This is a genomic window from Tolypothrix sp. VBCCA 56010, assembly GCF_050875635.1.
Classification (GTDB): Bacteria; Cyanobacteriota; Cyanobacteriia; order Cyanobacteriales; family Nostocaceae; genus Hassallia.
The window spans coordinates 78,988-100,791 of sequence record NZ_JBPAOH010000010.1 but is presented as its reverse complement, the minus strand read 5'-3'; the positions used below and the strand labels follow the sequence as shown (position 1 = coordinate 100,791).

The 21,804-nt window shown below is 43.1% G+C and carries 18 protein-coding genes; 7 read left to right on the top strand and 11 right to left on the bottom strand.

Annotation, left to right across the window (positions count from 1 at the left end):
• Positions 1–955 precede the first annotated feature (955 nt).
• Positions 956–1,234, top strand: coding sequence for an Npun_R1517 family heterocyst differentiation transcriptional regulator (locus AABK37_RS05790; RefSeq protein ID WP_432550643.1), 279 nt, complete (start codon positions 956–958; stop codon positions 1,232–1,234).
• Between the two features lie 615 nt (positions 1,235–1,849).
• Here the strand turns inward: AABK37_RS05790 and AABK37_RS05785 are convergent.
• The 4 genes from AABK37_RS05785 to ctpB form a co-directional block, all read right to left on the bottom strand.
• The gene (locus AABK37_RS05785; protein WP_432550642.1) at positions 1,850–2,545 is read right to left on the bottom strand and encodes a response regulator transcription factor; all 696 of its coding nucleotides are present in this window, start codon (positions 2,543–2,545) and stop codon (positions 1,850–1,852) included.
• Positions 2,517–2,792 carry a hypothetical protein gene (locus tag AABK37_RS05780; RefSeq protein WP_432550641.1) on the bottom strand — a complete coding sequence of 92 codons (276 nt, stop codon included), beginning with the start codon at positions 2,790–2,792 and terminating at the stop codon, positions 2,517–2,519. The genes AABK37_RS05785 and AABK37_RS05780 overlap by 29 nt, the downstream gene beginning before the upstream one ends.
• Entirely contained in the window at positions 2,749–3,714 is a 966-nt protein-coding gene (locus tag AABK37_RS05775; protein ID WP_432550640.1) for a glycosyltransferase, read from the bottom strand. Before AABK37_RS05775 ends, AABK37_RS05780 begins: the two co-directional genes overlap by 44 nt.
• 153 nt (positions 3,715–3,867) lie before the next feature.
• Positions 3,868–5,205, bottom strand: a complete 1,338-nt coding sequence (gene ctpB, locus AABK37_RS05770; RefSeq protein WP_432550639.1) for a carboxyl-terminal processing protease CtpB — start codon at positions 5,203–5,205, stop codon at positions 3,868–3,870.
• Positions 5,206–5,590: 385 nt separating this feature from the next.
• Here ctpB and AABK37_RS05765 point away from each other — a divergent pair, with 385 nt between their 5' ends.
• The 3 genes from AABK37_RS05765 (at position 5,591) to AABK37_RS05755 (ending at position 10,049) form a co-directional block, all read left to right on the top strand.
• A complete protein-coding gene (locus AABK37_RS05765) occupies positions 5,591–6,232 on the top strand; it encodes a YdcF family protein (protein WP_432550638.1) in 642 nt (213 codons plus the stop codon).
• A gap of 173 nt (positions 6,233–6,405) precedes the next feature.
• On the top strand, positions 6,406–6,732 hold the full coding sequence (locus tag AABK37_RS05760; protein WP_432550637.1) for a hypothetical protein: 327 nt from the start codon (positions 6,406–6,408) through the stop codon (positions 6,730–6,732).
• Between the two features lie 215 nt (positions 6,733–6,947).
• Positions 6,948–10,049 (top strand): tetratricopeptide repeat protein, encoded by a 3,102-nt coding sequence (locus AABK37_RS05755; protein WP_432550636.1) that lies wholly within the window; start codon positions 6,948–6,950, stop codon positions 10,047–10,049.
• Between the two features lie 344 nt (positions 10,050–10,393).
• Here the strand turns inward: AABK37_RS05755 and AABK37_RS05750 are convergent, their stop codons facing one another.
• The 5 genes from AABK37_RS05750 to AABK37_RS05730 form a co-directional block, all read right to left on the bottom strand.
• Positions 10,394–10,597: a hypothetical protein gene (locus tag AABK37_RS05750; protein ID WP_432550635.1), complete on the bottom strand. Its 204-nt coding sequence runs from the start codon at positions 10,595–10,597 to the stop codon at positions 10,394–10,396.
• A gap of 67 nt (positions 10,598–10,664) precedes the next feature.
• Positions 10,665–11,321, bottom strand: coding sequence for a Uma2 family endonuclease (locus AABK37_RS05745; protein WP_432550634.1), 657 nt, complete (start codon positions 11,319–11,321; stop codon positions 10,665–10,667).
• A 140-nt stretch (positions 11,322–11,461) separates the two neighbouring features.
• Positions 11,462–13,870: a single-stranded-DNA-specific exonuclease RecJ gene (locus AABK37_RS05740; RefSeq protein ID WP_432550633.1), complete on the bottom strand. Its 2,409-nt coding sequence runs from the start codon at positions 13,868–13,870 to the stop codon at positions 11,462–11,464.
• Positions 13,871–13,990: 120 nt separating this feature from the next.
• Positions 13,991–14,821: a PD-(D/E)XK nuclease family protein gene (locus AABK37_RS05735; RefSeq protein WP_432550632.1), complete on the bottom strand. Its 831-nt coding sequence runs from the start codon at positions 14,819–14,821 to the stop codon at positions 13,991–13,993.
• Positions 14,822–14,929: 108 nt separating this feature from the next.
• The gene (locus AABK37_RS05730) at positions 14,930–15,145 is read right to left on the bottom strand and encodes a hypothetical protein (RefSeq protein ID WP_432550631.1); all 216 of its coding nucleotides are present in this window, start codon (positions 15,143–15,145) and stop codon (positions 14,930–14,932) included.
• Between the two features lie 185 nt (positions 15,146–15,330).
• Between AABK37_RS05730 and AABK37_RS05725 the strand changes: the two genes are divergently transcribed.
• Positions 15,331–18,948, top strand: coding sequence for an NB-ARC domain-containing protein (locus AABK37_RS05725; protein ID WP_432550630.1), 3,618 nt, complete (start codon positions 15,331–15,333; stop codon positions 18,946–18,948).
• Between the two features lie 66 nt (positions 18,949–19,014).
• Here the strand turns inward: AABK37_RS05725 and AABK37_RS05720 are convergent, their stop codons facing one another.
• Positions 19,015–19,218: a hypothetical protein gene (locus tag AABK37_RS05720; RefSeq protein WP_432550629.1), complete on the bottom strand. Its 204-nt coding sequence runs from the start codon at positions 19,216–19,218 to the stop codon at positions 19,015–19,017.
• 13 nt (positions 19,219–19,231) lie between these two features.
• Positions 19,232–19,795 (bottom strand): peptide deformylase, encoded by a 564-nt coding sequence (gene def, locus AABK37_RS05715; RefSeq protein ID WP_432550628.1) that lies wholly within the window; start codon positions 19,793–19,795, stop codon positions 19,232–19,234.
• A gap of 194 nt (positions 19,796–19,989) precedes the next feature.
• Between def and AABK37_RS05710 the strand changes: the two genes are divergently transcribed.
• Positions 19,990–21,441 carry an ATPase domain-containing protein gene (locus AABK37_RS05710; RefSeq protein WP_432550627.1) on the top strand — a complete coding sequence of 484 codons (1,452 nt, stop codon included), beginning with the start codon at positions 19,990–19,992 and terminating at the stop codon, positions 21,439–21,441.
• Positions 21,438–21,803, top strand: coding sequence for a response regulator (locus tag AABK37_RS05705; protein WP_432550626.1), 366 nt, complete (start codon positions 21,438–21,440; stop codon positions 21,801–21,803). The genes AABK37_RS05710 and AABK37_RS05705 overlap by 4 nt, the downstream gene beginning before the upstream one ends.
• Position 21,804: the final 1 nt, after the last annotated feature.

Sequence of the window (21,804 nt, the reverse complement as noted above, 5' to 3'; positions counted from 1 at the left end):
TCTTGGGTATTGGAGCGCCAAATGGTTAGAGCGGATCGCGGCTTAAATTGTTGACGGGCGCCTCTGCCTGCGATTGGGCGTGGATAACTTTATGAAAGCCCTTACTTTTGCTCTTGGGTGGTAATCATGCCTATAAACAAACGCAAAGCGCAAAAATCATCAGGTTTTAGCATTTATTGAGGCAAACTAATGCATGATAGCAAACAAAAGTCAAGGCTTAAAGCTTAAGGAAAATAGACTCCTAAAATAAAGAACAGATGTACTTTAATAAAGAGGAAAATAAATTTTATTCCTCATTCATGTCTGGGGAACCCCAAAGAAAGCCGTAGCGGTCTGTTAATCAAAGCTAAAAGGATTTATGCCGCTTTTGGTGTTCGCTACTCCGCTTTAGTCATGCCATGAGGCACTCAACACGGAATAATTGGATTGCTGTCTATGTCCAGTACGAAAAAAAATTTTATCTCCAATAATTTTTCTCATAAATGCCTCATCTAATTTCTCATGAAAAAATCGCACATGTAGTAATTTTACCGAATTATGCTCTAACCGCCTCAGGCTCTAATGAAATAGGAAAAAAGCCAGATTTTTGCGTAAGTGTAACCACTAGTTTTCTAGTAACAAGCCGAACTGTTATTGACGGAAAGATAAAGTTGATGTAAAAACTTTTAAAAAGGTCACGCAACTTCTTACAGAAACTTTATTGTATAGAATCTTAAAAACTGAATAATAGTTATGGCTTACCATAAAGCGCAGATTCGACAGTAGTGGCGAAAATCTAGACACCGCTCATTCTAGCTAGAAACAAACCAAAGGAGAGTGCAATCGAATACAAATGTTATGGATGAAGACAAATTCTTAATTCAAACACTTTGGATTCTAAAAAAATATAAAGAATTTTTGCCGGAAATTTAGCTGCCAACCACGATGACCACCAAGTAAAGGAATCCTAAACACTATGAACTCCAAAGCATTACCATGTCAGGTAAATAACATCGATGTAAGTGTTTATGAGTGCGAAATTCATCTGAAGTTCCGAATGATTGAGGAAAAGAGTATATTGAGCGATCGCGATCAACTGTTGCAGGTGCTGCTAGAAGCTTTAACAGAAGGGTCTGACGAGTTCCTAGAAACCCTGCACGCGTCTGTCAAGGCACAGGAGGTTTCTGAATTTAAAGCCTCACCGCAAATGCGTCGTCAACTGATGCGATTGCGAAATACTGAGGCTAATCAATAGCTAAGTGTTAAGAGTGTTTATTTGATTTCGGTAGTAGCAAATCGGATATCGGGCAGAAAATGGTGAATTTTTGAAGTTTAACCATTTGCCTATTTACACTCACTTCGTGAGTTGGCTTGTTTAAACTGACCATCAGAAAGAACAAAGACTTACTAAACTCGATTTAAAAGCCGATTTAATTAGGCTTTTAAGCTGAAGTCGCTCCGGGCACCGAGTGCCCGCTTGGGCGCGATCCCATTTACAGTAGCCCTAACAGGATTGCACTACAGTTATGATTGGGTGCCTACTATGCTTTTATACCCAGAAAAGTTGAAGTTACTTAGGGTTTTGTCAGATGTATTTTTCGCTCTTAATTGCTCAAACCAGATTAATCTACTAAAGGATGTCTCACCTAATAACCGTTGCTGTTAGACATCGGTTATTAGGTGAGACATGGCTGATGGTGTTTTTTTGTCTAAGTATTACGTAGCTGTTTGCTGACATAGCCAGAAGAACGCAAATTCAACCGGGTGCATTTAACCGATTTTTTGTTCTCAACCAAACAAAGATGCCCCTCCAGGCAAGAGTCAATAGTCAGGTGTCATTTGTCTTTTGTCCAAAACAAATAACTAATGACTACTTAGCAAGACCGTGTTCTAAAGCAAAACGAACTAATTCAGTACGGCTGTTCGTGCCTGTTTTACTAAACAAACGACTGACGTACTTTTCGACGTTGCGGACGCTGGTTTCCAAACGACGGGCGATTTCTTTGTTCATTAGCCCTTCAGCGACCAAATTTAAAACACTTTGTTCTCTGGGGGTCAAGTCGATGGTAAAAGGGGCAGGAGATTGAGCGATCGCACTTTTTTGTGTTAACAGCGCTTTAATTTGGGCAATCTGATTCGCAAGTTCGGCAATATCAAACGTTTCTCCCTCTTCACCTGTAGCATGAGGCTTGGCAGTGCGACGGATAAGTAAGTTTTCGATAATTGCGACTAATTCATCCGGATCGAAAGGCTTGGGTAGATAAGCATCAACACCAGCTTGATAACCTTGAATGCGATCGCTTGTCATTCCTTTTGCGGTTAAAAAGACCACCGGCAGCGTTTTAAAGCGGGGGTCTTCCCGCAATTGCTTTAAAAACTGATAGCCATCTACCTGAGGCATCATGACGTCGGAAATCACTAAATCAGGTATGCTTTGCTGCATCAAGTCCCACCCCTCACGGGCGTTACTGGCAACTTGAACGCTGAAACCGCTTTCTTGCAAATAATCCTTGACGGCTTCACGCAATCCCGGTTCATCATCCACCAGTAACAGTTGTGCTGACATTTAAAGTTTCCTTGACACTACTTTTATTAAATTTAGCGGAAATTAGGTAGTACTGGGTAATGGGCATTGGGCAATGGGCATTGGGCAATGGGCATTGGGCAATGGGGAATGGGGTAAGAAAATTATTGCTAATCCAAAATCCGTCTTGAAAAGCTTTGATCGGAGGAAACCTCCGCTCAAACTTTTCGCAAAATCCAAAATCGTCACAGCCAATCAATGATTTTGGCTTTTTCTGGCAATTGGGCATCTTTTTGCCCAGAGTAACGTGCAAGCCTTGTGAATAAACCAATGGGTGTACTTAATAAGTCTACAAGGCTGGCTTTACGGGCGATCGCTTGAAGGCTATTTTTTGGTATTTCTTTCAACAACCAACGCAGCAACAGATAGCCATATTCTTTTGCTGTAGTCTCGCGCATCAACTCAATACCGTGCAGTTCGTGTAAATAACGATTTGAGCGTCCATAGCGCCGCCATTGATTTTCTAGTTCTTTGAGTGTAGCGCGGTGGCGATGCTGGACGATCGCTGTTGGTGAAAATTCTAAACGCCCGATGTTTTCTCTTAGAATTCGCCAGCACATGTCAGCATCGCCACCAGTGGTCAGATAAGGACGGAACAAACCTACTTTTTCAAATGCGATGCGTCGAATTGCTAAATTAGCGGTTTGACCGTATGGACAAAATTTATGGGCGAGGGTGTGCTTTTGTGATAAAGTATCTTGGCGATCGGCATATTGTTCTAGAAGCGTTTTGCCTGGTAACGCCGCAATTTCTCCGGCGACAATTGTCACATCTTGCTTGACAAAAGGCTGTACTAATGCTTCTAACCATTGATGTTGCGGACGGCAATCAGCATCAGTAAAGGCAATTATTTCACTCTTAGCAGCGCGAATGCCTGTGTTGCGGGCGGCGTAAGAGCTTTGAATTTGCTTTTCGCTTAAAGGACGAATTGTAATTGGGCAATTTTCGGCGGCTGTTTCTAAGAAAGTTCGAGTGCGATCGCTGCTGTTATTGTCTACCAGCAAATACTCAACCTGCTGTTTTGGGTAAGTTTGCGCTAACAGACAAGAAATTAAATCTGGTAAGCCTTCTTCACCATTATATATAGGCATCACTACCGACACATGAGGGAAAAAAGTGTTGGTGGTGGTGTCAAGTGGCTGATGATTCATGGATTTATGATTTTGGGGATGGGGTTAATTATTATTATTCCCACTCAGAAATCATAAATCCGCAGTATCATATTTTGTCTTGTAGGGGCAATTCATGAATTGCCCCTACGTAAATTCAAGCTTTGACGAAATGAGTGCGTAAGTCCTATAAATCTAAAATTTCAAATCTGAGGCACGAACGCTCAACGGTTTTGAGCGTTGATTTGCTGGGGGTTGGGCGAAGTTTCTGCTGGATAAAGCGGCGATCGCCCGCGCATATTGCGGATCGTTTTGAGTCGCCACCAAATTTGGATTAACCGCCAACTGACGCTCTTGCGCCTCTGACAAATCTATCTTGATATCAGGGGTAATACCTTTATGGTTAATGTCTGTTCCTTGAGGGGTGAAATAATGGGCAATGGTGATGGCTACGCCGGAACCGTCTGGCAGTTCATGCACCGACTGTACCAAGGCTTTTCCAAAGCTTTGACTGCCAACAACTACCGCTCGCTTATTATCCTTGAGTGCGCCGGTGAGGATTTCACTAGCACTAGCTGAATTATTATCTATCAGTACAGCCAAGGGACGTTTTGTAATGGCAGTGTTATTTGCCTTGCTGAGTTCACTTCCTCCCACACGGTCTACTGTCTTGACAATCCCGCCAGTGTCTATCCACATGCGAGCAATTTCAATACTCGCTTGTAACAAACCACCGGGATTTCCGCGCAAATCTAAGACGTAACTATCAACTTGCTGACCGTTCAAATCGCGAATTGCCCGCCGCATTTGGTCGGCTGCGTGAGCGCTGAACTCTCGCAATTTGATATAGCCAATACGCTTTGAGCCTTCTTGCTTGAGGGTGTATTTCACCGTTGGCACTTCAATGGTGGCTCGTGTCAGCCTAACATCCATTTCTCTTTGACCCTGACGTGCCAGCCGCAATACTATAACTGTACCTGCTCTGCCACGAATCAGCTTAGATGCGTCTTCTACTTTCAGGTCATGTATGGGTTTGCCGTCAATTGCGACAATCTCATCGCCGGCTTTGATACCTGCTTTGAGTGCTGGCGAATTTTCTATAGCTTCGACAACGGTGAGTCGCTTGGTTTTTTCATTCAGTTCCATCCGAATGCCAATACCCGAAACTTCCCCAGATGTTTGGCTGGTGAGGGCATCATACTGTTTCGGGTCCATGAACCGAGTGTAAGGATCGCCCAATTTTTTTAAAGCTTCTCGGATAGCTGTATAAGCTTCCTCACGAGAAGAATAATTTTTACTTAATAAGCTTTGTCTAGTTGCTTGCCAATCTTGTTGATTAAATTTGCCATCAACATATTCACGATTTACTAGTTGCCACACTTGGTCTACGATCGCTTTTGGGCTATCTTGTAAGGCGGCGCGGACGGAGCGACACCACGCTTGACCGAACACAGACAAAGCTGCTGTTGTGGCGATCGCTCCACCAATCAAGGCTACTTGGAGCGGCGAGGAACGTTTCGCAGATTGGTTCATGTATGTATATCAGCTGGAATAATTGTGTTTTTGACAGTTTAGCAATCTGGCTTGACGAAATAAATTTACCAGAAATTTATCGGTTTTGTGCTTATAAAGCTACAATTACTTCATAATTTTGCCCTTTAAATTCGGCTAAAGCACTGCGTTACTTTTTAACAATTATCCTTCCGTTTGTCATCTCTTTCCGGAAGGTTAATCTTAATTGTTGACACTATAGCTGTGTGTCGTCCTCTCACCCTCAATTACTTTTAATAAGATAGCACTTGCTTCTGCTTAAGTGTATATCTGTAGGACAAAATCTAAATTAGCTTTTAAGTGCGTGTACCATCAGATGTCTTTTTACAAAAAAACATTCATCAAGGATAGGAGAAAAATCTACAACATGTGGCAAATGTTACAAAAATTCGCTCTGAGTTTATGTGCTGTGTTGGCTATTTGGCTGATTTTTATGACTATAACTCTACTGAATGCGTCATCCTCGCCAGTAGATGGCTTTTTTGTACTTGGTGGCAGCATTACAAGAGAAATTTATGTTGCCCAAGAAGCAAAAAAATCTCCCTCTACGCCGATTTTAATTTCTCGCGGTTCTCAAGACCCTTGTATTTGGCTGATTTTTCAACGAGAACTAGCACCTATACAAAATGTTTGGTTAGAACATTGTGCCGACTCTACTTTTGAAAACTTTTTTTATGGTATTCCAATTTTGCGTCGTTTAGGAGTGCATAAAGTCATGCTTATTACTTCCGCAACTCACTTACCAAGAGCGAAATGGCTAGGACAAATTCTTTTAGGATCTCATGGTATTTGGGTAGAACCTGTGATTGTTCAGGAAAAAGGCATTCCTGGTAATCGTGAGTCTTGGTTGAAAACGGGAGCGGATGTAACCCGCAGTATATTTTGGGCAGGTTTAAGTCAATTTATTCAGCCAGAATGCTCAAATGTGACTAGACTACCTCAAGTGAATATGCAAGATTGGCAGCAACGCGGTTTTCGCTGCGAACGACAGGGGAATTTGGGCAGATGAGGAGTGGGGGAGTGGGGGAGTGGAGGAGGGGGGGAGGGGGGGAGTGGGGGGACAAGGGGGAGAGGGGGGATTTTGCAGCTACTAATAATGAATAATTAATGACCGAGAAACGCCGATCGCTCTGGTGGTATTATTGAAAATAAGCCTGGATTGGATATGCTTGCAGGTAAACTATGGCAGAAATTCGGTTGGCGATTGAGGGTGAAGATGCGATCGCTGCAACAGAAGCGCTTTTGGCAATTCCCGGTATATCAGGTAGCTACAAGGTGAGTTCAGAAGCACCGGAAAGAGAGGGAGTAATCGCAACTGTTGCTAGCATCGTTGGTATTGTGGGGGGAACGATCGCCATTGCTGAACAAATCCGCAAGTGGTATCAAGAGTATAAACAGAAACAATCTGGTAAAAGAATTGAAAAGGTGTTGATTGTGGGACGCAATGGCAGACGACTCCTTTTAGAAGATGCAACATTAGAAGAGATTCGCCAAATTTTAGAATCGTAGTAACGCGATTTATCGCGTCTTTATACCAATTCTTTGTGATGTTGCGCTTTATTCGCCCTCAGGCTAGAAGCCTGGGGCTATACAAACAAAGCCCACCTGCGTGGGCTAATAATGACGCATCTTCATATAGAAATGGTATTACAAATCGCGTCTCCGGAATTGGGGGTGATAGACTTGAGGAAAATACTGAAGTCTCAAAGTTGTAGTGCAAGAATGTGCAGACACTCCACCTCGACCTTAAGCAAGTTGCTGAGAATTACGTAGAGCTACGTTACTTTATTGATAATCCCAACCAGTATGAGAAGCGATCGCTTCCTCTAACAGAAATCGCCGATTTGATTAAATTAGCGGAAAGAGATTATTACGTTTCGGATTTACCAGAAGATTATACAGTAACTGGACGGCGGTTGTATAAGTGGTTGGATGGAAGCGATCGCACTCTACAACTGTTGCTAGATAAGTATCGGCGGGAAGGGATTGTGCTGGCGATCGCCACATCTGAAAAACTTGCCCATCTGCCTTGGGAAGTGCTGCACGATGGTAATCGCTTTTTGGTGCAGCATGTCCCGGCTATTGTCCCGGTGCGCTGGGTGTCGGATAGCACGGTAAAAAAATTGACCATTGAAGGGGAAGCAGAAAACCGGGCTTTGCAAGTTGTGTTTATGGCAACTTCGCCCCTGGATGTCAAACCTGTGCTGGATTTTGAGGCAGAGGAAGCACGAATTCTGGAAGCGACAAAGCGGCAACCTTTAGCTTTGACGGTGGAAGAAAGCGGCTGTTTGTCGGAGTTGGGTTATTTAGTCGATGGTTACGACAAAGATTATTTTGATGTTTTACACCTGACGGGTCATGCTACTCTACAAGATGGGCAACCCCGCTTCATTACAGAAACGGCAACAGGTGAAGCTTACTATGCGAGTGCTGGGGATATTGCCCAAGAATTACAATTTCGACTGCCGAAACTTATATTTCTCTCTGGTTGTCGCACTGGGCAAGCAGGCAATTCCGGTTCAGTGCCTTCGATGGCAGAAGAGTTGCTGAAATCGGGTGCAAAAGCGGTTTTGGGTTGGGGTCAAAAGGTTTTAGATCCTGAAGCTACAGCCGCAGCTGCTGCATTGTATCAGGAATTGTCTGCCGGAAAGCAAATCACCGAAGCTCTTGCTTGTACTTACCAAGCATTAATTAACAACAAAGCGCGGGATTGGCATTTATTGCGGCTGTATGCAGCAGGCAATTTACCAAGTTCTTTAGTTACACCCAAGGGGAAACCTGGACGGAAACCAGCACCACCGCTTTCTGTTACTACCCAGTTTTTAGATCCTGCGGGTCAAGTTAAAGTCCCGACGCGGGAAAGTTTTGTTGGTCGTCGTCGGCAATTGCAAAATTGTTTAAGAGTGCTGACACAATCAAGCGATGAAATTGGAGTGTTGATTCATGGGATGGGCGGTTTGGGTAAAAGTAGTTTAGCAGCTAGGCTTTGTGACAGACTACCGAATTTTCAGCGTGTTGTTTGGTTGGGAAGAATCGATGAAGCTAGTTTGGTGAGTCGCTTAACAGAAAAGTTGGATGACAACGAACAACGCAAAAGCTTACAAAATTACGATGAAGAATTGAGATTTCGATTGCGGCGAGTTTTCCAGCAGTTGCATGAGGTATCAAAACCGTTTTTGTTGGTGCTGGATGACTTTGAAGGAAATTTAGAACCCCGCAATGAGAGTTATGTGCTGCAAGCGGAAGCACCAGAGGTAATGAAAGCTTTAGTTTGGGCAATTAGAGAAAATTCAACTTCCCACCGCATCATTATTACCTGCCGTTACGATTTTGAATTTAGCCAGTTGCAGCATTTCCACAAGCAGCCGTTGGATGCACTGCAAGGGGCAGATTTGCAAAAAAAGTTTAATCGCCTCACAGCCTTTAATGCTAAATCTCAGGTGGATGAGGCGTTAAAGTCGCAAGCGCAGAAATTGGCGGATGGTAATCCCCGCTTGCTGGAATGGTTGCATGATGAGATTTTGCAAAATACAACAGTTGATCAAGCGGCAATTTTGAATAGTTTGGCAGCAGATCCGGTGGAGTTGCGAGAGCAAGTTTTGGCAGAAGCGCTGCTGGAACAGATGGATATAACTATGCGGGAGATGTTGTCACGGGGTTTGGTGTTTGAGTTGCCAGTACCGAGGGAAGCTTTAGCCGCAGTTTGTGACACTATCCCCAATTTGGAACATTATATTAGTCGGGCAGTGGCGTTGGGACTGTTGGAAGTGAGCCACGATCAGGCGTTACGAGTGCCGCGCATTTTGCCTGTGCAGTTAGCAGGAGATGGGGAAGCTTTATATAAGCAAGCGGCTGAGGTGTTGTATCGCCTTTGGTGGGAAGAGACGGAAACACCAATTGAGGAACAAAAGCTAGAAATTCATCGGTTGGCGTTGTTGGGTAAGGAAGAAGAAAAAGCCGCAGAAATAGCAAGCAGTTTAGCAAATCGCTGGTCGCAACAGAGTCGATTCAGGGAAGCGGTGCAGCTGTGCAAATCAACCTTAGAAATTACTGAAGATTATCGCGTTCTCAAGGAGATGGGTTTTTGTGAGAGTCAACTTGGTGAAGTTGATAAGGCACTAGAACATTATCAACAAGCGTTAAACCTTTGTCCCTCAGAAGACAAAGAAGAACAAGCATCAATTAATCATCATTTGGGGATGCTCAAAGCCAATACAGGAGAAATAGAACAAGCGATCGCCCTTTATCAACAATCCCTGGCTATCGATGAACAAATCGGCGATGTTCAAGGTAAGGCAGCGACGTTGCACGAAATGGGGAGACTCAAAGCCAATAAAGGAGAAATAGAAGATGCGATCGCTCTTTATCAACAAGTCCTGGCTATCGATGAACAAATCGGCAATGTCCAAGGTAAGGCAGCGACGTTGCACTGTTTGGGAACGCTCAAAGCCAATAAAGGAGAAATAGAGGAAGCGATCGCTCTTTATGAACAATCCCTTGCTATCACAGAACAAATCGGCAATGTCCAAGGTAAGGCAGCGACGTTGCACGAAATGGGGAGACTCAAAGCCTATACAGGAGAAATAGAAGAAGCGATCGCCCTTTTTCAACAATCCCTTGCTATCACAGAACAAATCGGCGATGTCCAAACTAAGGCAGCGACGTTGTGGTGGTTAGGGGGTATAGCAGAGCAACAGGGCAATTACAATAAAGCTTTAGATTATTTGCAGCCAGCCTTGGAAATATTGCAGCGTATCCAATCTCCTGATGCTGAGGGAGTTAGGCAAGCTGTAGCGAGAGTGCAAGGTTTAATTCGTAATTCGTAATTTGTAATTAAGAAAGTCGGAATTTAATCTGGCTTTTCAGGTTGGCATCTGTTGCCTATTTTGAAGAATTGGTGTAAGCGATCCGCCTATTTTGCGTTAAGCTGACTCATTAAAGAGTCTTTTAACCTCATCAGGACTTACGCACTCCTTCATGGAAAAACGAACCGCGAAGACACGAAGGACACGAAGAAATAAGAGCTTGAGAGGTATTTTGCGTAAGTCCTACTCATTAAAGAGTCTTTAACCTCATTAAAGAGTCTTTGATACTCATTAAAGAGTCTTTGAACCTCATTAAAGAGTCTTTGATACTCATTAAAGAGTCTTTTAACCTCATTAATGAGTCTTTAATACTCATTCATCTCACTCAAAGACTCATTCATCTCACTCAAAGACTCATTCATCTCACTCAAAGACTCATTCATCTCACTCAAAGACTCATTCATCTCACTCAAAGACTTATTCATCTCACTAAAAGACTCGTTCATCTCCCTAAAAGACTCATTCATCTCACTAAAAGACTCGTTCATCTCACTAAAAGACTCGTTCACCAGTTTTTTAGACTTGTGCCTTGGTTGTCATAGCTGGCAGCCGAGATAATTCAGCCAGAAGCACATTCTAAACCAAAGAATCTGGATCTACACCGAAGGATTTTAGACGTTCTGCCAAGACTTTAACTTGTTCTTCTGGTGTTAATAAACGCTTGCCTTGCTCGTTATACCAGTAAAGCCACTCGCGTGTAATGCCTTGATATGTTCCCTGTTCACAGCCAATTCCTAAACCAATTTTCGGTAGCCAAACGGGATTTCTTGCCTGCAATTGATACTTCCCATTTACCAAACGATAAACCGTTAAAGTCGGGGTTCTCCGTCGCAGGGGATTGTAAATGACATAATATAAAACTTCTAATTGAGTATAAAATTGTTTCTTAGTGCTGTATTCACCGCGCAATTGATCAAAAAGCACTTCTAGCGCCATAATTGGTACGCGCTCTTCTTCGTAAAGATCATAACTTAAACGCAGATCCTCTTCTACAAATCGTTCCACGCCGAGACTCAAAAACCCATCTGGTATAATCGGCGGCTGATTGTAATGTTGATAAATTGCCATATAAACGCCAAAGAACCAGTCCATACGGTCTGCCCAGACAAAAGCTAGTATGGCTTTGAGTAAACTGAGAATTGAATATTGTAATTCATTGTTCACAGGGGCATTGTCAGGTTCGAGCAAATCCTCAGCAGCGGGTAAGCAGTCTAGCGGATTGTACTGTAGCATTTTTCTGATTGCCAGTCATTTAATACTTTGATCGTATATGCAGCTGTTAGATCCCCGACTTATTTGAGAAGTCGGGGATCTGGACAACACCCAAATAAATGGTGCGTTGCGTTGCGCTTTAACGCACCCTACAAATTTAACTAATTGAGTATTTGAGAGGCGATCGCCATAATAGTAGATAGAGGAACTTCGGCAAAATATTGGCGTTGAAATTGTTCTTCTCGCACTGTGGCTAAAAATTGTTCAACGGCAGCATCGGCTTGAGTTTCAGCAATATTGGTAGAATGCAAGCTCATTTGCAAGTTACGATCAACTCGAGTGATTGAGAATCCTAAGCATTTTAAAGCTCTAAATCCAAAATACAAAGTTTGGTCTTTAATGCCGAGTTTTTCTAAAAGCTGTAAGCGAGTAACTGTTTGATTTGTGCGACTGAGGTATTTAGCAATTCCCACGAGGGTAAGCCAAATTTGCTCAGGTGCTTTGTTCTCAGGTTTAGACCAAGCGATCGCTAGTTGTTGTTGATTGTAAAGCGATCGCCTTAACCATGCTCTTAAATCATCCCAACTTGTAGGACACTCTTTAACTAAAAGTGCTGAGTCTTCTTGAGTAGAAACATTTCGCCAGTCTACTATTAATGGTGAGGAGTTAACCGCGTGTTGAAATATTGAGTTTTCATTTCTTCGCACGGCAATTAATCTAATTTCATAGCGTTTTTTGAAGGTGTTGTAATCTAATTCCGCGATGCAATCACACCTTCCCATCGGTAATTCATCTTTGTAGTGTCCCCACCAAATGCCAGGAAAACTGCTTCTGATAGAATCATCGCGAATATCAAAATCTGTTTTAATATACTGTACCTTTTTCCCCCGCGAATCTTGCTGATTGCGATTCCATGAATTTTCAAACCAGCAATTTTCAATTAGTAGTTTCGGTACAGGATTTCCCATTCCGCACGGTTCAAGTAACTTCAGTTCATAAAATAACTCTTTTCCCAAATCTGCTACCGTTACCGCCAAGTCTGCTTGTATTGTTGGTGTTAAAGTTGCCCCTCCTAAAGTTTGCCGCAAGCGTTGATTAATCGCTTCTGTAAATAAAGGAATATTCTCCACCGGCAAACTCAACCCCGCTGCAAAAGGATGTCCCCCAAAGCGATGTAACAAATGTGCTTGGTCTTTCACCAATTGATACAAGTCAACTGAGTTTACCGAACGAGCAGAACCACGGGCAAGAGGAGGGGGGGAGGGGGGGAGGGGGAGACAAGGGGAGGGGGAGACAAGGAGAGGGGGAGAAATTATTTTTTGTTCCCCTTGTCCCCTTGTCCCTTTGTCTCCATCTCCCCTTGTCTCCTTGTCTTCCTCCGTACTCAACAAAATCGTCGGTCGTCCTGTCTCTTGTGCTACTTGCCCAGCTACTAAGCCTAAGACACCAACTGCCCATTGAGGATCTTCTAAAACGATGACGCTGGTGGTTGATAAGTCTATTTGGGCAAGCTTTTGAGTTACTTGTTGGGCAACGTCTTTCTGTAAAGATTTACGGCGGCTGTTTGCTAATTCTGTTTCTTCTGCTAGTTTATTTACGCGCTTTTCGTGGCGACTAGTCAGTAGTTCTACGCAAAAAGAAGCATCGCCTTGAATGCGGCTGACGGCGTTGATTCGCGGACCCAAACCGAAGGAAATATCTGTGGGGCGATCGCCACTTTTCTGACATAATTCTAATAATCGCCCTACCCCCGGACGCCTTCTCGTTGCTGCTGGCTGTTTAAAGTCTTCTTGCAATTTTTGAATTCCCAACTGCGCTAAGTAGCGACAATCTCCACTTAACTGCACTAAGTCCGCAATTAATCCCACTGCTACTAAATCTAATAAATCTTCCAGTGGTTGTTGAGGTACTTTCGGTAAGCTTTGATAAAGCGCTTCAACCAACTTGTAAGCTACCGCCACCCCAGAAAGATGGAATAATGGATGTGTATTTAGCAGATAGCGCGGATTGATAATTGCTGTGACTGGTGGACGTTCAGCAGGCAAGGTGTGGTGGTCTGTAACAATAATATCTATCCCTTGTTTTTTAGCATAAATAATTTCACTGATATTTGTGCTGCCGGTGTCGCAAGTAACTATTAATTTGCAAGCTTGTTTTGCCAGCTTCTCAATACCTTGAATATTCAGTCCGTGGGATTCTGTTAAACGGTTGGGAATGTAGTAATTAAGTTGCGTATTTTGGGGAAAAAACTGTCCTAAACCATCCCACAGCACCGCAGTGGAGGTGATACCATCAGCATCAAAGTCTCCCCAAATAACGATTTTTTCCTTTTCATCCCGCGCTTGTTTCAAACGTCTCACCGCTAAGAGCATTTCTTCGCCAAACTCAAACGGACTCGCGGGTTGATAAGCTTGAGGGTTGACAAACTCTGCTAGTTGTGTTGTGTCTTTGATGCCTCGTTGCCACAATAATTGCGCTGCGTAATGTCCGTTTTTATTGGGGGTGTAGTGTTTTACCGCTTCGATGAATGATTCTGGCGGTTGTTCGGTTGCGATAAGATTCCACTGCATTGAAATTAAAAATGTAAAAGTTGTTAGTGGATGGTTGTTAGTGGATGGTTGTTAGTGGATGGTTGTTAGTGGATGGTTGTTAGTGGATGGTTGTCCCCATCTTCCTAATCCCTAGTGCGTTTATAAAGTTACTTCTTGAATGTTAGCGAGATTGAGTAGGGTGTTGTCTATGCTAGAAGCGGGATTTGCCGCAGATATGACATCAGTAGAGGCTTGTGCGCGATCGCGATCGCATCGAGTGGTAAACTGACAATATTCACAAGCTTTATTACCTTCTGCTACTTGCGGAAATTCTTCTCCCTGTTGATAACGTTCTAACCAATTAGTTAACTTGCTTAATAGCTGATTTAGCTTTCTTGCTGTTTGTTCGTGTGCGGCAGTACTGTAACTAAACTTAATACTTTGCGGTTTGCCTTCAGATTGGACAAACCAGTAAGTCATAGAAATATTTTCTGGTGGGTATTCGCTGGTTTCAGCCAATACGTACATATAAAGACGTGTCTGCCAATTTTTTTCTAACTTGCGTTTGTTTGGCGGTTTGGGATAAGTTTTCCAATCGAGAATTTGCGCTTGCAGGTTATCTGCAATCAATAAATCATAGATAACCGTGAGCAAATAATTTTGAACTTGCAGAGTGCGGTAATGTTCGCTGTCGCGGAAAGCTTCGCTATTCGCAGAAGTTAAAATTTCTGGTGCTGCATTGGCAAAAGCCGACATCCAGCTTTGTAGTTGCGCGTCTTCTTGGAGAAAACTGTCAATTGGCAAACCCATTTCTCGCTGCTGCATTAGCCGGTGAAAGCGACTACCTAAAGTTTGCCGTTCTTGGTGTTCTGGATCTAAGGGAGAATTGAGTTGTTGTAAATAGGTATGTTGAAACTGACGGGGACAACGTTCTAGTAAGTTGAGTTGTCCTTGAGAAAGTCGTAGTAGTTGAGGTTGAGTTGAAAGCATTCTTATATTTTAAAAGCGATTGCCGGTTTGTAAGCATCAGTAATCGCTTTGGATCGAGAAGCGATCACTGTTTGCTAAAAAAAGCGATCAATAAAAGTGGTGGACTAACTACGGGGCTACTTTGTGTGAGTTAATTTTGGGGTAGTTCTGTGGATTAATATGTACATGTGACTCTGGTTGGCTGTTAATGTACTCAGCAATTTGGACACCCACCCCGATAACTTGGGCAATCGAGGCGATGATTGCAAATGCGGCTACGATACGGTCTAAAATAGGGACTTTCTGGTTAGGGTCTTGCTTTCGGGATTTTACTTTGTCTTGCATATTGCTTGGCTCAATCCTGTTTTGTAACTTCAAAGCGGGTTTACTCAACCCATGCCAACATTGTGATTGTCCAAGCCAAGAATCCACAAGTCAGTGAAATCAAGGATTAGTAGTCAAGCCAATAAAACTGAACTTTCCTGAACTTTAGTTTAGAATAGAAAGTAAATTTTTACCTTTTGCCAATCATGGACGCTGAAGAAGCACTAAAGATTGCAGATTACTTAGTTTTTGAAAAGGAAACAAAACCATTGAATGATCTGCAAAGGGCTATATTCAAGGGAGCTTGGCAAGGTAAAAGTTACAAGGAGATTCACAAGGATTGCCCTAACCGCTGTGGTCTTGACCACATTATGCGAAATGTTGCTCCTAACCTATGGAATCTCCTTTCCACGGTGTTAGGAGAAAAAGTTACTAAAAATACTCTTCAGGCTGTACTGGAGCGAACTCAAAACCAGAAATCCCAGATTGTCAAAGCCTCACCGCCTACAGATAGAGAAGAATATAAAGTAACAATAGCTAGCAAGCCTCCAGATTGGGGGGAAGCACCTAGTATCGGTGGTGTCTTCTACGGACGAGAATTAGAACTGTCTAAGTTAAAGCAGTGGATTGTCAAGGATAACTGCCGACTGGTAGCAATATTGGGCATGGGGGGAATTGGCAAAACTACTTTGTCTGTAAAGTTGGCAGACGAAGTAAAGGATTTTGAGTATGTGATTTGGCGAACTCTCCGCAATGCTCCACCCGTCACAGACTTCTTAGGGAACTTGATCCGATTTTTGTCTAATGAGCAAGAAACAGATTTACCAGAAACCGTAGACGGAAGAATTACACTGCTGATTGATTATTTACGAAAGCAGCGCAGTCTTTTGGTATTAGATAATGCAGAGACAATTATGCAAGGAGGCGATTTGCCTAAGGGCAATAGCTTTGCTTCACGCGCTGGGCAGTATAAAGAAGGATATGAGGGTTATGGTGAACTACTCAGACGAGTCGGTGAAGAAGCTCATAAAAGCTGTTTAGTGCTAACTTCTCGTGAAAAACCGAAAGAATTTGCACCCCTAGAGGGAGAAGCATCACCAGTGAGAACGCTATCTTTAACAGGTTTGGAACCTACAGAAGGGCAAGAAATTCTCAAAGATAAAGGCTTGTTGGGTTCTCAGGGGGAATGGGCAGAGCTAGTTAAGAAGTATTCCGGCAATCCCCTCGCATTAAAAGGAGTTTCTGAGACGATTGGGGAGTTATTTGGCGGTAATATCGCTGCCTTTTTAAATGAACGCGAGATAATTTTTGGCGACACCCGTAATTTATTAGATCAGCAATTTGAGCGTACATCCGATCTAGAAAAAGAAATCATCTACTGGTTGGCAATCAAGCGTGAACCAGTTTCACTAGAAGATTTACTGGATGATATTGTGCGTCCCTTGATAAAAAGGGAAATACTGGAGGCTTTGGAATCGCTAAGAAGGCGATCGCTAATTGAGCAGAACGCTGCACTTTTCACCCTTCAACCTGTGGTGATGGAGTACATCACCGAGATGTTAGTTGAAAAAGTTGCTCAAGAAATCAACACAGGTGAAATGACTCTATTCATGAGTCATCCGCTAAGTGAGGCTACTGCCAAAGATTATATTAGGAACGCTCAAATTAACCTCATACTTACACCAGTGCTTAAGAGGTTAAACACTATTTTTAGACTGACTAAAAGTATTGAACACAAGCTGACTCAAATTTTATCAAAACTCCAAGAAAAATCTCTACCACAACCAGGATATGCGATCGGCAATGTTATCAATTTGCTGTGTCAAATGCAAACAGATTTAACTGGCTATAACTTTTCCAATCTGACCGTTTGGCAAGCCTACTTACAAGGTGTGAATTTGCATAATGTTAATTTTGCCAACGCCGATTTAGCTAAGTCCGCCTTTTCTGAAACCTTAAGTATTATTACTTCAGTAGCATTTAGTTCAGATGGTAAACTATTAGCAGCAGGCGATGCTGATGCGAAAACTCATTTATGGCAAGTTGCTGATACTAGAGAAATTTTCACCTTATCGGGACATACCAGCCGTATATGGTCAGTTGCGTTCAGTCCAGATAGTCAGACTTTGGCTAGTGCTAGTGAAGACCAAACAGTGAAGTTGTGGGATGTTCGTGAAGGTAAGTGGCTCAGAACTTTGCAAGGACATAGCGATCGGGTACGGTCAGCCACTTTCAGTCCCGATGGTAACATTCTGGCTAGTGGCAGCGAAGATCGCACCGTTAAGCTATGGAATATTCACACAGGACAATGCCTCAAAACTTTGGAAGGGCATACCAGTTGCGTATGGCCAGTTGCCTTCAATCCTGATGGTAATATCTTGGCTAGTGGCAGTGAAGACAAAACAGTGAAGTTGTGGGACGTTGGTAAAGGTAAGTGCCTGAAAACTCTGCAAGGACATACCGGATGGATCAGGTCAGTTGCCTTTAGTCCCAATGGTAATATCATCGCAAGTTGCAGTGATGACCAGACTATTAAGCTATGGGATGTTCGTGAAGGTAAGTGCCTTAAAACTCTGCAAGGGCATACCAATTCGGTCAGGTCAGTTGCCTTTAGTCCCAATGGTAATATCATCGCAAGTTGCAGTGACGACCAGACCGTGAAGTTATGGGATATTCCTGAGGGTAAGTGCGTTAAAACATTACCTGGGCATACTAGTTGGGTATGGTCAGTTGCCTTCAGCCCAGATGGTCAAACTCTAGCGAGTGGCAGTGAAGACCAGACCGTGAAGTTATGGGATATTCAGGATATTCGTGAGGGTAAGTGCATTAAAACTTTACAAGGGTATACCCGTCGGGTACGAGCTATTGCTTTTAATCCAGATGGTCGCACCTTGGCAAGTGGTACTGACGATAAGACAATTAGATTATGGGATATTCATCAGGGTAAATGTTTCAAAACTTTGGAAGGGCATACCAGTTGGATCTGGTCAGTTGCTTTTAGCCCAGACGGTCATATTCTCGCTAGTGGTGGTGATGATCGCACTGTGAAATTGTGGGATATTCGTGAGGGAAAATGCCTCATAACCTTGCAAGGGCATACTAGTTGGGTAAGGTCGGTTGCCTTCAGCCCAGATGGTAATACTCTGGCTAGTTGCGGCGACGACCAAACAGTGAAGTTATGGGATGTTCACACAGGACAATGCCTCAGAACTTTGCAAGGGCATACCAGTTGGGTCTGGTCAGTCGCCTTTAGCCCAGATGGTCAAACTTTGGCTAGCGGTAGTGAAGACCAGACCGTGAAGTTATGGGATTTCCGTGAAGGTAAGTGCCTGAAAACTTTGCGAGGGCATACCAGTTGGGTATGGCAAGTTGCCTTCAGTCCAGATGGAGAAATTCTGGCTAGTAGCGGTGATGACCAAATTGTTAAGTTATGGGATGTCCGCACAGGACAATGCCTGAAAAATTTACAGGGGCATAAGAGTCGTGTATGGTCTGTCGCCTTCAGCCCTGATGGACATATTTTGGCTAGTAGTGGTGACGATCAAACAGTGAAGTTATGGGATATCCACACAGGACAATGCCTGAAAACTTTGCTGGGGCATACCAGTTGGGTGCGATCGCTTACCTTCGGCTCAGATAATTCTATCCTAGCGAGTGGCAGCGAAGATGAAACAATTAAGCTTTGGGATATTAAAACCGGTGAATGCCTAAAAACTCTAAGAATTGAGAGAGTTTACCAAGGAATGAATATCTCTGGTGTAACAGGGTTAACAGCGGCTCAAAAAATGACTTTGAAAGCTTTAGGGGCAATTGAAGAAGAATAAAAGGTAAAAGGTAAAGAATAAATTCCGTCCATCCTTTTACCTTTTACCTTTCTATGTACCTGATGCTTATTTAATGTTAGCCTTTGTATCTCGCACTGCGGCAAAGAAAAATAATCCGGTGAGGGGAATGCTTAATGCCAAAATGATTGCGGTTGTTTGCATACCTAAATCGGGTTGTCCGGAAGACAGTTCAAATACTGAACCGACACCGGCGATCGCTGTTATACAACAACCTGCTAAAAACAATCCGCTTTTTGGAGTCATGATCATACTTCACACTACCTTATGCTACTGGTTTTACAGCTTGATAGGAGAAGCCATTCTTGGATAACTCCTGGTTCAACGTCAAAGAATTTTCTACGCGATCTACAAACAGCACTCCGTTGAGGTGATCCATCTCGTGCTGAATGCAGCGTCCGAGTAAATCGCCAGCTTTCAATGTCCGAGGGCGCCCGTTCTCATCTTTGTATGCAACTTCCACAACTTCTGGGCGCTTGACATCTATATATACGTTGGGAATGCTGAGACATCCTTCTTGAGCAACAACTATATCACGACTTACCTGTTTTATTGTCGGGTTAATTAAAACAAGTGGCGGATTAGCTGCATTATCCGGTTCGCAGTCGATGACAATTAGTTGTTTGTTAACTGCAACTTGGGGTGCAGCTAAACCAATACCATCTTTGCTGTACATAGTTTGCAGCATTTCGCGTATCAGTTGGCGAAGTTCGTCATCTACTTTGGCAATGCGCTTCGCGGGTTGACGCAAAACGCGATCGCCTAGATAGTGAAGTGACAAAGGCGGATTTTTTAACTTTTTTTTCTCAACAGAAATGCAAGAAGGCATGTTTCTCTATGGCTTAATTGAACAGTAGTGCTACTACTTCAATTCTATCAATCTGAGCCTGACAGCCAGTGAGGATTTCCCAACCAGATGAAAGAATAATACATTTGTAAGATTTATGGTATCAATCTAATGGGTACAAACTTTTTTCAACTCCACCCCTCTTGAGGTGGAGTTTATTATTGGAAATTTTACAAATGAATCAAAAGCGTCTCTCTACTGGAATACGAGGTTTTGACGAAGTTCTTCATGGTGGCTTTATCCCAGGTCGAGCTTATTTGGTGCGCGGCGGTCCAGGTTCTGGTAAAACTACACTAGGGCTGCATTTTCTCTCGGTGGGTGTAGCCAACGATGAACCGAGTATGTATATAACTTTCGGTGAACCGGCAGAACAAATCAAAAGTAATGGTGCAGCGATTGGTTTAAACACCGAAGCGATGCACTTTTTGGATCTCAGCCCATCTGCGGAATTTTTCAGCCAAATGGAAACTTATGATATATTCTCACCGGCTGAGGTAGAGCGAGAACCAACGACTCAAAAATTAATCGAGTCTCTGGATGAGATTAAACCCCAGCGAGTGTTTCTGGATGCAATCACGCAATTTCGCTATATGTCTACCGACGCTTTTCAGTTTCGCAAACAAGTGCTGTCATTTATGCGCTTTTTGTTAGAAGGTGGTGCGACGGTAATTTTCACTTCTGAAGCGAGCCGATCTGCTCCGGACGAAGATTTACAATTTATGAGCGATGGTGTGATTCACCTGCATAACAATAGCAAAGGTAGGACGCTGCAAGTTACTAAATTTCGCGGTTCTGACTTTCGCGGTGGTTTTCATGCGGTGCGCTTAACCGATAAAGGAATGCAAATCTTCCCCCGTCTGCAACCAGAAAATTACAAACGCGAATATACTAATCAGGCTATTGCCTCTGGTGTACCAGAATTAGATCAACTGCTGCACGGTGGTTTAGAGCGCGGTACGGTGACTCTTTTAACCGGTCCTACTGGTGTGGGCAAAACTACTATCGGACTTCAGTTTATGAAAGAAGCCGCAGGAAGAGGAGAGCGATCGGTAATTTACACCTTTGAGGAGACAGAAGAAGCTCTGGTGGCTCGTTCGGAAGGCGTTAATATTCCAGTTCACGCTATGATTAAATTCGGCACGCTGTCAGTTGTGCCAATCGATCCATTGCACTTAAGCGCCGATGAATTTGCTAATATCGTGCGTCAAGAGGTAGAAGAGAAACAAGCCCGGATTGTGATGATTGACAGCGTTGCTGGTTATCAATTGGCGATGCACGGTGACAATTTAATTACCAATTTGCACGCTTTATGCAAATATTTGCAAAATATGGGTGTGACGGTGATTGTCGTTAACGAGATGGAACACATCACTGGTGAATTTCGAGCAACAGATATTGGGATCAGCTACATTGCAGATAACATCATTTTTCTGCGCTATTTAGAAATTAAAGGAGAAATGCGGAAAGCGATCGGCGTTTTAAAGAAACGCTTGTCCGACTTTGAAAAAACATTACGGGAAATTGAGCTAACTCGTTACGGTATCAAGGTAGGTAAACCACTCAGCAAACTTAGAAAAATTCTCAGCGGCACTCCCGAATGGGCGGACAATTATGAAGGGGAAAAATGAGCGAAAAATCCCTGATTTTAACCGTAGACAGCAACAGCCGCAATCTGGAATTACTTAACCAATTTTTAAACAAACAAGGATATGAAACCATTGGTGTTAATAGTTTGTCAGAATTAGATCGCCAATTAAGCGAATTATCGGAGATTAAGTTAGTTATGTTAGATATTGCCGGTTTCGATCGCACTATTTGGGAACGCTGCGAACAACTCCAAAATCAACAAATTCCCTTTTTGGTTATCTCGCCTAAACAAAGCGCTACAATTCAACTTCAAAGTGTTGCTCACGGTGCTAGGAGTATGCTGGTTAAACCGCTTGTCATGCGACAATTATTAGCGTTGATTAAGAGTTTGTTGGGAGATTAGA